This window comes from Ancylobacter dichloromethanicus (genome assembly GCF_018390645.1).
Taxonomy (GTDB): domain Bacteria; phylum Pseudomonadota; class Alphaproteobacteria; order Rhizobiales; family Xanthobacteraceae; genus Ancylobacter; species Ancylobacter dichloromethanicus.
The window spans coordinates 102265-115867 of the sequence record NZ_JAHBGC010000016.1 but is presented as its reverse complement, the minus strand read 5'-3'; the positions used below and the strand labels follow the sequence as shown (position 1 = coordinate 115867).

General features: G+C 69.6%; 11 protein-coding genes. All 11 read right to left on the bottom strand.

What is annotated here, in order from left to right:
- Positions 1 to 2 precede the first annotated feature (2 nt).
- Entirely contained in the window at positions 3 to 602 is a 600-nt protein-coding gene (locus KHC23_RS07405) for a TetR/AcrR family transcriptional regulator (RefSeq protein ID WP_213371012.1), read from the bottom strand.
- A complete protein-coding gene (locus KHC23_RS07400) occupies positions 599 to 4009 on the bottom strand; it encodes an acyl-[ACP]--phospholipid O-acyltransferase (RefSeq protein WP_213371010.1) in 3411 nt (1136 codons plus the stop codon). Before KHC23_RS07400 ends, KHC23_RS07405 begins: the two co-directional genes overlap by 4 nt.
- An 84-nt stretch (positions 4010 to 4093) precedes the next feature.
- Complete coding sequence (locus tag KHC23_RS07395) at positions 4094 to 5245, bottom strand: hypothetical protein (protein ID WP_213371008.1); 1152 nt, start codon at positions 5243 to 5245, stop codon at positions 4094 to 4096.
- The gene (ccoS, locus tag KHC23_RS07390) at positions 5242 to 5418 is read right to left on the bottom strand and encodes a cbb3-type cytochrome oxidase assembly protein CcoS (RefSeq protein ID WP_213371006.1); all 177 of its coding nucleotides are present in this window, start codon (positions 5416 to 5418) and stop codon (positions 5242 to 5244) included. Before ccoS ends, KHC23_RS07395 begins: the two co-directional genes overlap by 4 nt.
- Positions 5415 to 7700 (bottom strand): heavy metal translocating P-type ATPase, encoded by a 2286-nt coding sequence (locus KHC23_RS07385; RefSeq protein ID WP_213371004.1) that lies wholly within the window; start codon positions 7698 to 7700, stop codon positions 5415 to 5417. Before KHC23_RS07385 ends, ccoS begins: the two co-directional genes overlap by 4 nt.
- 15 nt (positions 7701 to 7715) lie before the next feature.
- On the bottom strand, positions 7716 to 8213 hold the full coding sequence (locus KHC23_RS07380) for a FixH family protein (RefSeq protein WP_213371002.1): 498 nt from the start codon (positions 8211 to 8213) through the stop codon (positions 7716 to 7718).
- 32 nt (positions 8214 to 8245) lie between these two features.
- Complete coding sequence (ccoG, locus tag KHC23_RS07375; protein ID WP_213371000.1) at positions 8246 to 9715, bottom strand: cytochrome c oxidase accessory protein CcoG; 1470 nt, start codon at positions 9713 to 9715, stop codon at positions 8246 to 8248.
- 158 nt (positions 9716 to 9873) lie between these two features.
- Positions 9874 to 10758, bottom strand: coding sequence for a cytochrome-c oxidase, cbb3-type subunit III (ccoP, locus tag KHC23_RS07370; protein WP_213370998.1), 885 nt, complete (start codon positions 10756 to 10758; stop codon positions 9874 to 9876).
- A 2-nt stretch (positions 10759 to 10760) separates the two neighbouring features.
- A complete protein-coding gene (locus KHC23_RS07365; RefSeq protein WP_213370996.1) occupies positions 10761 to 10916 on the bottom strand; it encodes a cbb3-type cytochrome c oxidase subunit 3 in 156 nt (51 codons plus the stop codon).
- A 10-nt stretch (positions 10917 to 10926) separates the two neighbouring features.
- Positions 10927 to 11679, bottom strand: coding sequence for a cytochrome-c oxidase, cbb3-type subunit II (ccoO, locus tag KHC23_RS07360; RefSeq protein ID WP_213370994.1), 753 nt, complete (start codon positions 11677 to 11679; stop codon positions 10927 to 10929).
- Between the two features lie 11 nt (positions 11680 to 11690).
- On the bottom strand, positions 11691 to 13325 hold the full coding sequence (gene ccoN / locus KHC23_RS07355) for a cytochrome-c oxidase, cbb3-type subunit I (RefSeq protein WP_213371075.1): 1635 nt from the start codon (positions 13323 to 13325) through the stop codon (positions 11691 to 11693).
- Positions 13326 to 13603 lie beyond the last annotated feature (278 nt).

Genomic DNA, 13603 nt, shown 5'->3' with positions numbered 1-13603 from the left:
GCTCAGCGCTTCATCGCCCCTTCGACGATGCCCATCACCGCCGCCGCAATGGCATCCACCTGCGCCGTCAGCGGCCCGCGAAGCCGGCCATAGAGCGCGAACACCGCCGGCTGCACCACGCAGCCCAGCGCCATGGCGCTGGCGAGCGCGGTGCGTTCGGGCGGCACGCCGGCGCCGCGCAGCAACTGCGCCACCGCCTCCACCACATTCGCCTCCGGCGCGTCCGGCACCAGCCCCAGATGCTCGTGCTGGTGGATGAGCAGATAAGCGAACAGCGCCGGCTCGGCATCGAACAGCCCGCAGGCCAGCCCCACCACCGCCCGCAGCTTTGCCCGCAGTTCCGGCTCGTCGGCGTCGATGGCGCAGATCTCGGCCGCCAGCGCCCCGTAGCGGGTGAGATAGAGCACGCGCGCCAGTTCCTCCTTCGAGGGAAAATGCCGGTAGAGAGCGCCCTCGCTCACCCCCACGCCGAGCGCGATGTCGCGCACCGAGGTGCCGGCCACGCCCTTCTGCGCGAACAGTTCCAGCGCCACCGCCTCGATGCGCGCGCGCGTGTCCGCGCCGTCGCGCCCCCTGCGGGCCCCGCCGGGCGCCGCGCTCACGCGCTCTCTCCCGAGTCGCCGCCGCGCGCGGCCAGCATTTCCAGCGCGATGGTGCGCGCCTTGGTGAAGTCGACCTTGCCCGAGCCCAGCAGCGGCAGCTCGTCCATCCGCAGGATCTCGGCCGGGATCATCAGCTCGGTGACGCCGCGCTCGCGCCCGTGGGCCTGAAGCGCCGCGCGGGTGAGGTCCGGCGCCGTGGTCATCAGGACGATGCGCTCGCCACGCCGCGCATCCGGCACCGCCACCGCCACATGCTCGGCATCGGGCCGCAGGGCGGCGACCATGGCGTCGATGGCGGCCAGCGAAATCATCTCGCCGGCGATCTTGGCGAAGCGCTTCACCCGGCCGCGAATGGCGACGAAGCCCTCCTCGTCGATGGCGACGATGTCGCCGGTGTCGTACCAGCCCAATTCCGGCGGCTCGATCACGCCGGGCGCCTCGGCGCGCAGATAGCCGAGCATAACGTTCGGTCCGCGCACCTGCAGCCGCCCGCCGTCCTCGATGCCGGTCATGGTCTCCAGCCGGTGGCTTATGCCCGGCAGCATCCGCCCCACCGTGCCAACGCGGTTGAACATCGGCGTGTTCACCGCCAGCACCGGGGCGCATTCGGTGACGCCGTAGCCTTCCAGGATGCGGTGGCCGAACTTCTCCATCCATACCCGCCGCGTCTCCGCCTTCACCGGCTCGGCGCCCGCCACCACGAAGCGCAGCGAGCGGAAATCATAGGGGTTGGCGGTGCGGGCATAGCCCATGAGGAAGGTGTCGGTGCCGACAATGGCGGTGGCGTTGGTGGCGTAGACCAGTTCCGGAATGATCCGGTAGTGCAGCGGCGAGGGGTAGAGATAGGTCTTCAGCCCCGACACCATCGGCAGCACCAGCCCGCCGGTCAGCCCGAAGGAATGGAACACCGGGAGCACGTTGAACATGATGTCGGCCGGCGAGAAGTCGATCCGCGCCGCCACCTGCGCCACATTGGTCAGTATGTTGCGGTGCGAGAGCACCACGCCCTTGGGCGTGCCCTCCGAGCCGGAGGTGAACAGCACGAAGGCCGGCTCGTCCGGGTCGGAGGGCTTCGGTGCCGGCAGCGGCAGCATGGCCCTTAGCTTGTCCGGGGTGGTGACCGAGGCGCGGATCTCCTCGCTCATCAGCACCCGCACATGCTTTTCCAGTTCAGTGACCTCCGCCTCCAGCCGCGCCTTCTCGATGAAGGCGCGCGAGGCGACGACCAGCTTCACCTGCGCCGCCTTGCAGGCGGTGACGAGGTTGGTGGCGCCGGCGGTGTAGTTGAGCATGACCGGCACCCGGCCGTGGCGGGAAAGCCCCATCAGCACCACGGCGATGCCGGCGGCGTTGGGCAGCAGTACGCCTACCTTTTCGCCCGGCGCGGTTTCCTTAGCCAGCTTATCGCCGAAGATCTTCGCCCCGAGCAACAGCTTGCGATAGGACAGGATGGTGCCGAGCGGGTCCTCCAGCACGATGCGCCCCATGCCGAGCCGCACCGCCGCGTCCTCCACCGCCTGGTAGACCGTCACATTGGTCTGGCTGGTCTCGAAGACGAGGTCGCTCATCACGTCGTAGAGCGCCGCCCCGGCGGCGCGGCGGCGCTTGCGGCCCAGCAATTCGCGGTCGACCTGGAGCTTGCGCGGCGGCAGGATGGTGACCCGCACCTTGGGGAACAGGCGCTTGCGCGTCTGGTGATTGTCGAGGCGGGAGAAATAGGTCTGCTCCAGCCCCTCGATGCGCACCGGCACCACCGGCGCGTCGGCCTTGTCGGCGATCAGCGCGGAGCCGTCATAGATCTTCATGATCGAGCCGGTGACGGTGATGCGCCCCTCGGGGAAGATCACCAGTTGCTCGCCCTGCTGCACCTGGCGGATCAGGTCGCGGGTGGCCATCGGCTTGGTCGGGTCGAGCGGGAAGGCGCGCACCAGCCTGAGAAACGGCTTCACCCACCACGCCTCGGCGATGGCGCGGTCGACGGCGAAGACCGGGTCGTTGTCGAGCAGCGCCATGATCAGCGGCGCGTCGAGAAAGCTGACATGGTTGATGGCGATCACCGAGCCGGGGCCGGCGGCCTTCAAATGCTCGGCCCCGGTCACCTCGACGCGGAACAGCACCCGGAACACCAGCTTGATCAGGTCGCGCAGCACCTGGCCCTGGAAGGCGCGGCCGGCGAGGATGGCCACCAGCAGGCTCGCCGCGCCGATCAGCCCCAGCAGTGCCGGGGCGCCGAAGCCGGCGAATTGCAGCCCGGCGACCACCACCGCGCCGGCCACCATGAAGGCGGCGTTCAGCACATTATTGCCGGCGATCACCCGGGCGCGGCGGTCCTCGTCGGCGGCCGCCTGGACGAAGGCGAAGGTCGGCACCACGAAGGCGCCGCCGGCCGCCGCGAGACCGACCAGCCCGATGGCGGCATGCAGGCCCGCGCCCGAGGTGAAGAAGGCGTACCAGCCGACAGGTTGCGCGGCGGGAGCGAGCGAGCCCATGAGCAAAGCGAGGTAGATGGCGAAAGCGCCCATCAGCAACCCCGCCACCGGCACCAGCGCCAGCAGGATGCGCCCTTCCGACAGCTTGGCCGCCAGCGTCGAGCCGATGGCGACGCCGATGGTGAACAGCACCAGGAACAGCGTGACGACGCTTTCCAGCCCGCCGACATTCTCCTTCACCAGCGTCGGCAGCAGCGACAGCACCACCGCGCCGACCAGCCAGAACCACGAGACGATCAGCGCCCCGCGCCAGATCGGCTTCTCGGCGCGGATGTCGGCCAGCAGGGTCATCGTGCTGCGCCAGATGTTGCGGTCGATCTTGAGGTCGGGCGCCCCCGGCAGGGTGCGCGGAATGCCCCGGGCGGACAGCCAGGCGATCACCGCCAGCACGAAGGTGAAGCCGGCCACTGCCCATTCCCCGGTATGGGTAAAGGCCAGCGCCCCGCCCACCGTGCCGCCGAGAATGGCGGCGAAGGTCGCCATCTCGATCAGCGCGTTGCCGGAAACCAGTTCGTCCTTGGCCAGGTGATCGGGCAGGATGCCGTATTTCACCGGCCCGAACAGCGCGCTCAGCGTGCCCATGAGGAACAGGCCGAGGAACAGCACGGGAATGGACTGGACGACGAAACCGGCGCTGGCGATCAGCACGATCCAGATTTCGGCGAACTTCACCCGCCGGGCGATCAGCGCCTTGTCGTAGCGGTCGGCAAGCTGCCCGCCGAGGGAAGAGAACAGGAAGAAGGGCAGGATGAACACGCCGCCGGCCAGCGTCACCAGCGCGCCGCCATTCACATGGGCGATGCCGTAGAGGATCAGCAGCGCCATCGCGTTCTTCACGAAATTGTCGTTGAAGGCTGCGAAAAACTGGCACCAGAACAGCGGCGCGAAGCGCCTGGCCGTCATCAGCCGCGTGAACATCGTCGATCCCCTCACCGCATTGTCAGTGAGCGATCACTTACATAAAGGCGCGAGTGCGTCAACGGCCTTCGCAGCCGCCGACGCTCACAACAGCGTGCCGAGCAGCGCCGCCCCCAGCAGCACGCCGTCGTGCACGCCGAGTTGCAGCCGGGAGGGCGCGCCGCCCGCATGCAGCATCAGTGTGGTGGCGAGGCTCGCCAGCGCCCAGCCCGCACCCACCGCGAGGAAGGCGATGGAGATCGCCAGCGCCTCATTGGCCTGCGCCACCATGACGGCCGCCCCCGCGCACAGAGCGAGGGCCAGCAGCGCCAGCGGCGTGGCCCCGATCCAGCGGGCCAGCACCCCGCCCGCCAGCGCCGGCGCGTACATCGCCACCGCATGCCAGGCCACGACGCCCGAGATCAGCGGCACGCTGAGGCCGCAGCCGGCCAGCGAGAGCGGCGCGCCAGCCATGGCGGAGGTCATCGCCCCCCAGGCGAGCGCGCCGATCAGCGTTGGCAGGGCGAGCGCCCGCCAGGCCAGCGGCGCGGGGCGCTCTTGCGGCTGCGCCATCGCCTCGACGGTGAGGTCGGCATGGGAGAAGCGCGCCTGCGGCAGCGCGACGGCAAAGCCCAGCGCCCCGAGCTGGGCCAGCGCGGCCAGCAGCAGCGTGCCGGCGAAGGTGTAGGGCGCCAGCGCCGCCTCCGCCATGCCGGCCAGCAGAGGCCCGGCAAAGCCCGCCAGCGCCCCGGCGCCGATGAGCCGCGCCACCATGCCCGCCCGCATTCCCGAGGCCGCGCCGAAGGCCGCGGCGTGGCGGTAGAACATGCCGAAGCCTTGCGCCGCGCCAAGCCAGGCGGCGCCCAGCACCAGCATCGGGAAGGCGCCGAGCATCATCGCATAGGCCGCCACCAGCCCGCCGGCGACGCCCAGGCTGGCGCCGAGCGCGAACGCCGCGCGACGGCCGAACGTGTCGAGCAGGAAACTCGCCGGCAGGCTCGCCAGCGTCGCGCCGAGCAGCAGGGCGGCGAGCGGCAGGGCGGCCAGTTCCGGGCGCGGGGCCAGCATGGCGCCGGCCAGAGGCAAGGCACCCAGCGTCAGCGCCTGCGCCAGCACCACGAGGGCGAAGCCGCCGGCGAGCCGCCCGATCCCGAGCGCGCGGCGCAGCGCGCGCGGCGCGTCCTCCGGGCAGGCGCAGCCGAGCCGGCCGGCACGGGCGGCTTCCGCCTCGGCGTCGAACAACCCGCTGGCGCTCATTCGTGCCGGTTCCGGTCGCTGATGTCCTCGTGCAGATCGTCATCGGAGAGAACCCGGACCGCCGCGCCCTCCAGGTCGTCATACTGGCCGGCGCGCAGCGACCACAGGAACGCGGCGAGCCCGAGCAGGCCGAGGCTCAGCGCCGCCGGTACCAGATAGAGAAGCACGCTCATGCCGCCACCTTTTCGCCCGCCGGCGACCGCCGGCCACCGGTCGCTGCATCGCCGCCGCCCTGCCGCGCCCGCAGCGCGTTCAGCGTGACGATGACGGAGGAGCCGGACATCGCCAGCGCCGCCACCAGCGGCGTCACGTGGCCGGCGACCGCCAGCGGCACGGCAACGAGGTTGTAGGCCACGGCGATCATCAGGTTCTGCCGCATCAGATGCCGCGCCCGGCGCGCGATCCGCAGGGCCACCACCACCGGCGCCAGCCGGTCGCCGAGGAACACCGCGTCGGCCTGCGCGCGGGTCACGTCCGCCGCGCTGATCGGCGAGAGCGAGACATGCGCGCTCGCCAGCGCCGGCGCATCGTTGAGGCCGTCGCCGACCATCAGCACGCCGCGCCGGTTGGCGCCGAGGCTCTCCAGCACGGCGATCTTGTCGGCCGGCCGCATCCGCGCCCACCAGTCCTTGATGCCGAGACGCGCCGCCACCGGCGCCACCGCCTCGCGGCGGTCGCCCGAGAGCAGCACGAGGCGGAGCCCCTCGGCGCGCAAGGCGTCGATCACCTCGGCCGCGTCGGGCCGCAGCGCCTGCCGCACCTCCAGCAACGCGCACGCATCCCCAAGCCGCACCGCGACCAGCGAGGCGTCGGGGGCTTCCGGCGCGCGCGCGGCCGCCAGAGCTTCGCAGCCGCAAAAGGCCGGGCTGCCGAGCCGGGCGGTCATACCCTCGATCCGCGCCTCGACGCCGGCGCCCGGCACCTCGCGCACCTCGGCCAGCGGCCGCGCTTCGGGATGGGCGGCGGCGATCGCCCGCGCCAGTGGATGCGTGCTCGCCAAAGCGAGCCGTGCCGCCGCCGCCAGAAGCGGCGCAGGCACGTTCGACGTGTCGGAAAGGCTCGGCTCGGGAAGGGTCAGTGTTCCGGTCTTGTCGAAGGCGACGGTGTCGACCTCCGCCAGCCGCTCGAAGGTGTCGCCGGCATTGATCAGCACGCCGGCGCGCATCAGCGTGCCCGCCGCCACCACCTGCACCGCCGGCACGGCGAGCGCCAGCGCGCAGGGGCAGGTGATGATCAGCACCGCCACCGCGATCAGCACCGCCTGGTGCAGCGAGGCGCCGGCGATCAGCCAGCCGATGAGCGCCAGCAGCGCCGTGGCGTGCACCATCGGCGCGTAGAGCCGCGCCGCGCGGTCGGCGAGGCGGATATAGCGCCCGCGTGCGGTCGAGGCCTTGTCGAGCAGGCGCTCGATCTCGTCAAGGAAGGTGTCCTCGCCCGCCGCAATGGTGCGCAGCCGCAGCACGCCGTCATGGACGAGGCTGCCCGCATGCACCGTGTCGCCGGCGGCGACGCGGCGCGGCAGCGTCTCGCCGGTCACCAGGCTCTCATCCACCGAGGCGGTGCCGGAGAGCACCAGCCCGTCCACCGGCGCGCGCTCGCCGGCCCGCAGCATCACCTCGTCACCGGGCCGCACGGCGGCGGCGGGCACGGTGACGAGCCGCCCGTCGGCCTCGAAGCGGTTGGCCGACACCGCCTTCAGCGCCGCGAGATTGCCCGCCTCGGCCCGCGTGCGGCGGCGCATCGCATGGTCGAGATAGCGCCCGCCGAGGAGGAAGAACAGCAGCATCACCGCCGAATCGAAATAGGCGTGCTCGGCATGGTTCAGCGTCTCGAACACCGAGACACCGAGCGCCAGCAGCACGCCGAGCGTGATCGGCACGTCCATGTTCAGCGTGTGTGCCTTCAGCGCCCGTACGGCGCTTTGAAAGAACGGCTGGCCGGCATAGGCGGCGGCCGGCAGCGCGATCAGCGCCGACAGCCAATGGAAGAAGTCGCGCGTCTCGGGGGTGATGTCGGTGACATTGCCCGACCACACCGAGACCGAGAGCAGCATGATGTTCATCGCCGCGAAGCCGGCGACGCCGAGGCAGCGCAGCAGATGGCGCGAAGTGGCGTTGTCCATCTCCTCCAGCCGGCCGGCCTCGAACGGCCAGGCGCGGTAGCCTGTCTTGGCCAGCGCGGCCAGCACGTCTTCCGGCCGCGGCTCGGCGCGGGCGTCCCAGCCGATGGTCAGGCGGTGCGTGGTGTAGTTCAGCCGCGCGCGGGCGACGCCGGGCAACGCCTCGCACGCGTCCTCGATCTCGTCGATGCAGGCGGCGCAGTCGATGCCCTCGACGGCGAAGGCCATCTCCGCCTGCCCGCTCGGGTCGCGGCGCAGGAACAGCGAATAGTCCTGGGCCGCCGGGGAGGCGGGCAGCGAAGCGGCGGCGGAGAGGGGAAGGGCCTGCGCGTCCATGCGGTGCTCCCGCCGCTACCGGATGACGACGCGGTTGGTGGAGCGGAACAGGCGCTCGCCCGCGCGGGTGAACTCGATCACCAGCTCCCACTGTCCCGCCGTGACGTCGTCGCGCGCGCGCCACTGGCCGGCACTCACCGGCACCGGGTCGAGCACCCGGTCGAGCCGCCGGTCGGTCGGGTGCTGCAGCGTCGCCGCCAGCACCACATCGGCGAGCGGCCGGCCGGCGGCATCGCGCGCGAACACGTCGAGCCGGCCGGGCTCGACATGGGCGTCGACCTGCCAGTGGCGGGCGGCCTGCGCGGCGGCGGCCTCGCTCTCGGCGCGGAAGGCCAGCCCGGCCTTGTAGGAACTCTCCGTCTCGACACCGCCGAAGCTGGTCACCGCCGCCCGCACGAGGAAGAAATTGGCGGTGAACACCACGCCGAAGAAGGCGACGAAGCCGAGCAGCACCGCGCGCCCGGTGAGCGGCCGGCCTTTTCCCGCGTCGCGCGCGGTCAGGTTCGGGGCCATGGCGGTTCTCCGTTCGCTGCCTGGTTGGGGTCTCAAGGGCCCTTGAAATGGTCGGGCGCGGTGGTGGTCTCGCCGCCGGCCACGTCGGTGATGGAGAAGGTGACCGGCAGCGAGGCATTGGCGGGGAGCTTTGCGGCGGTCGAGACCAGCGCCCGCAGTTCATAGGTCTGGTCCGGCCCGACCTCGACCACCGGATGGCCGTTCTCGGTCTGCGAGATGCCGCCGACGATCTCAAGCCGTGCTTCCGGCACGCCGTCGACCGCGATGGCGAAGCGGCGCGGCATCGACTGCTTGTTGACGAGGCGCAGCGAGTAGGCGTTGCGCAGCGAGCCGTCGGAGAGGCGCACGAAGAGCGGGTTGCGGTCGTGGATCACCGCCACGCCTTCCGAGCCGCGCGTCGCCAGCGCCGCCACCATGATGCCGCCGACGATGAGGATCAGCGCCGAATAGAGCAGCGTGCGGGCGCGGAGAATCTTCGACACCGGCGCCAGCCCCTTGAGGCGGCGCTCGACATTCATCTCGGTGTCGTAGGCGATGAGGCCGGTCGGGCGCCCGACCTTGTTCATCACCGTGTCGCAGGCGTCGATGCACAGGCCGCACTGGATGCAGGCGAGCTGGCTGCCGAGGCGGATGTCGACCCCGGTCGGGCAGGCGGCGACGCATTGCCGGCAGTCGACGCAATCGCCCGCCGGCACGCCGGCCGCCCGCAGCGCCTCGGTCTTCTTGAGCGAGCCCCGTGGCTCGCCGCGATCGTAGCGATAGGTGACGTTGTAGGCGTATTCGTCGGTCAGAGCCGCCTGGATGCGCGGCCACGGGCACATATAGGTGCACACCTGCTCGCGCATGTGGCCGGCCAGCACATAGGTGGTGAAGGTGAGGATGGCGATCCAGAGATAGGCGACCAGCGGCGCGGTGCCGGTGAAGAGCTGCCAGACCAGCGTCGGCGCGTCGGCGAAATAGAGCACCCAGGCGCCGCCGGTCCACCACGCCACCATGAGCCACAGCGCGTGCTTGGCCGCCGCCTCGAAGGCGCGCTGGGTGCGGGTGGCGCTCTTCAGCTTCTCGCGGCGCTCGCGCGGGTCGCCCTCGACCATGCGCTCGATCGCCTGGAACAGGTCGGTCCACACCGTCTGCGGGCAGAGATAGCCGCACCACAGCCGCCCGGCGACCGCGTTCATCAGGAACAGCGCCAGAGCGGCGAGGATCAGCAGGCCGGTGACGTAGTAGATTTCCTGCGGCCAGATCTCGATGAAGAAGAAATAGAAGCGCCCATTGGCGAGATCGACCAGCACCGCCTGCGAGGGCGCGTTGGGGCCGCGGTCCCAGCGCAGGAAGGGCAGCAGATAGTAGACACCCAGCGTTATGATCAGCAGCGCCCACTTGATGCGGCGGAAGGTGCCGTGCACGGCGATGGGATAGATCTTGCGCCGCGCCTCGTAGAGCGGAGCGTCGTCGTCATAGCCGGGATCGTCGAGCGTCTCGACCTTGGTCGCCATGTTCATGCCAGTCCCCGAAGCGTACGGTTCGCGCCTGCGTGGAGGATTTCTAAACCCGCCGGCCGAGGGCGTTGATCCGGGGCTTGCCGGGCGGAAAAATGCTTATGCGGCGGGACGTCGCTGGGACCTCCCGCCGCATGGCCTCACCCCGTCAGGCGCAGGCGCTATCGCCCGCCCCCCAGCGCATGCACGTAGACGGTGAGCGCCTTGATCGTGGTCGGATCGAGCCGGCCCGCCCAGGCCGGCATGATGCCGCCGCGGCCATTGGTGATGGTCGCGATGACGCTGTCGCGGTCCGACCCGTAGAGCCAGATGGCGTCGGTGAGGTTCGGCGCGCCAAGCTCGATATTGCCCTTGCCGTCCGCGCCATGGCAGGCGGCGCAATTGGCTTCGAACACCTCCTTGCCCTTGGCGAGGTCGGTGGTCACCCCGGCCGGCACCGGCAGGTTGGAGAGCGAGCGCACATAATCCGCCGCCGCGACGATTTCCGGTCGCGTCAGCATGGCATCACGGCCGAAGGCCGGCATGTCGCCGACATGCGCATCGGCATCGGTGGAGCGGATGCCATGCTGGATGGTCTGCTGGACCTGCTCCAGCGAGCCGCCCCACATCCAGTCATCGTCGTTGAGGTTCGGGTAGCCCCTGGAGCCGGCGGCGCCGGCGCCGTGGCACGGGGCGCAATTGTCGCCGAAGGCGGCGCGCCCCTGGGCCCGTGCGAAGGCCAGCAGTTCGGGATCGGCCTCGATCTGTTCAAGCGAGGCGGCATCCAGCTTTTCCGCGAAGGCGCCGCGCTGGGTCCGCAGATTGGCGAGTTGCACCTCGATCGCGTCACGCGACTTCCAGCCGAGCACGCCGCTGGTGTAGTTCGACACCAGCGGCCAGGCCGGGTAGGCGATCCAGTAGACCACCGCCCAGACGATGCAGGCATAGAAGGTCCACAGCCACCAGCGCGGCAGCGGGTTGTTGAGTTCGCGGATGCCGTCCCATTCGTGGCCGGTCGTCGTGACGCCGGTGACGGCGTCGACCTCGTTCGTGTGATGCTCGGCCATGGTCAATCCTCGCGCAGCGGCATGCGGGCGGCGTCATCGAACTGCTTCTTGCGGCGCGGCGAGAGCGCATAAGCAAGCACGCAGAGGAAAATGCCGAAGAAGTAGAGCAGCCCCCAGGTCTGGGCGAATTCGGCGAGGGCGCGATAGGTCTCGTTCATCCCGGCCTCCTCAGCGGATGTTTGCCTTGTCGTCGTAAAGCTTGAAGTCGACCATGGTGCCGAGCGCCTGGAGATAGGCGATCAGCGCATCCGCCTCGGACAGCACCTTGGGATTGCCGTCGAAGTCGCGCTGCTGCGCGCCGGGATAGCGCTCGATGAGCCCGTCGGCGTCGGCGTCGGGGCTGGCCTGCGCCCTGAGGTCGGCCAGCGCCTCGGCGACCATTGCCTCCGAATAGGGCACGCCAAGCACGGCGTTGACCTTCATGTCGTCGGCGACCTCGTAGGTCTTGAGCGGGGTCTGCGCCAGGAAGGGGTAGCCCGGCATGATCGAGCCCGGCACCACCGAGCGCGGATCGGCGAGATGCTGGCGCTGCCATTCGTCGGAATATTTGTTGCCGACGCGGGCGAGGTCCGGGCCGGTGCGCTTCGAACCCCACTGGAACGGGCGGTCATACATGCTCTCGGCCGCCAGCGAGTAGTGGCCGTAGCGCTCGACCTCATCGCGCAGCGGGCGGATCATCTGCGAATGGCAGTTGTAGCAGCCCTCGCGCACATAGATGTTGCGCCCAGCCAGTTCCAGCGGCGTCCACGGACGCACGCCGGAGACCTTCTCAATCGTGCTCTTGAGGTAGAACAGCGGCACGATCTCGACCAGGCCGCCAATGGCGACCACGAGCAGGATGCCGAGCAGCAGCCAGATCGAGTTCTTCTCGAAGAAGGCGTGCCTGGCCCACAGGGACTTCTTGGTGGCGGCTTCGGCCATGATGTCGGTCCTCACTCAGCCGGCACGAGGGAAGGGTTGGCGATGCCGGTGCCGGCCTCCGCCGCCTCCGGCTGGCGGATGGTCATGAAGACGTTGAACGCCATGATCAGCCCGCCGATCAGGAACAGCACGCCGCCCACCGCGCGGATGACGTAGAACGGGTGCATCGCCTCGACCGTCTCGATGAAGGAGTATTCGAGGAAGCCGAGCGAGGTGTAGGCGCGCCACATCAGGCCCTGCAGGATGCCCGCCACCCACATCGCCGAGATGTAGAAGACGATGCCGATGGTCGAGATCCAGAAGTGCCAGTTGACCAGGCGCAGCGAATACAGCTCCCGCTTCTGCCAGAGCCAGGGCACCAGGCAGTAGATGGCGCCGAAGGAGATGTAGGCGACCCAACCCAGCGCGCCCGAATGCACGTGGCCGATGGTCCAGTCGGTGTAGTGCGAGAGCGAGTTCACCTCCTTCACCGACATCAGCGGACCCTCGAAGGTCGACATGCCGTAGAAGGCGACCGAGACCACCATCATGCGCAGCACCGGGTCGGTGCGCAGCTTGTCCCAGGCCCCCGACAGCGTCATCAGCCCGTTGATCATGCCGCCCCAGGAGGGCATCCACAGGATGATCGAGAAGGTCATGCCCAGCGTCTGCGCCCAGTCCGGCAGCGCCGTGTAGTGCAGGTGGTGCGGGCCGGCCCAGATGTAGATGAAGATCAGCGCCCAGAAGTGGATGATCGACAGCCGGTAGGAATAGACCGGCCGGTCGGCCCGCTTGGGAATGAAATAATACATGATGGCGAGGAAGCCGGCGGTGAGGAAGAAGCCGACGGCGTTGTGGCCGTACCACCACTGCACCATGGCGTCCTGCACGCCGGCCCAGACGATGTAGGATTTGGGCGAGAACACCGAGACCGGGATGGCGGCGTTGTTGCCGAGGTGCAGCATCGCGATGGTGACGATGAAGGCAAGGTAGAACCAGTTCGCGACATAGATGTGCGGTTCCCGGCGCCGCCACAGCGTGGCGAGGAACACCAGCAGGTAGGTCACCCACACCACGGTCAGCCACAAATCGGCGTACCATTCCGGCTCGGCATATTCCTTCGACTGGGTGATGCCCAGGAGATAGCCGGTGCCGGCGATGACGATGAAGAAATTGTAGCCCAGCACCACGAACCACGGCGCCAGATAGCCGGCGAGCCGCGCCCGCGAGGTGCGCTGCACCACATAGAACGAGGTGCCGATCAGCACGTTGCCGCCGAAGGCGAAGATCACCGCCGAGGTGTGCAGCGGGCGCAGCCGGCCGAAGGCGGTCCACGGCAGATCAAGGTTCAGCCAGGGGAAGGCGAGCTGGAAGGCGATGACGACGCCGACCAGGAACCCGGCAATGCCCCAGAACATCGCCGCGAGGGTGGCGAACTTCACCGGGCCGAAATTGTAGTTCGGCTTGCCGTCGATCTCGAGCGCGGGCAGTGCCGCCGGCCGGTCGGTGTAGCGGTTGAGGATGACGAACACCGCCGCCAGGCTGGCGAAAGCCGAGAGATAGGCGTGGAAGGCGTAGGCGGCATCGTGCGTCTTCGCCGCCACCGTGAGGCATGACAGCGTCAGGACCGCGAAGATGAAGGCGAGGCCGCCCTCGCCGAAGGTCATCTTCTTGCCGCTCTGGTCGACGCCCGGCTCGGTGGCACCCGAACCGTGTCCCTCGCCGGCGGAGCTGTGTAGCTGCGTCATTCGACCCTCCACGTTCCGATCGGCCGATCTGGAACGACTCCATGATGTGGGCCGAGCTTTCGCGCCGCGGGCGGGCGACAACCTTGATCCACGTCAAGGCTAAGGGTCTTCACGGACGCGAGAGGCGGCGGCCGAATGCCGCGCTGGCGGCGGAGCAGCGGACCTTTGTACCCGCCCCGTCACTCGCGGCGGGCCTT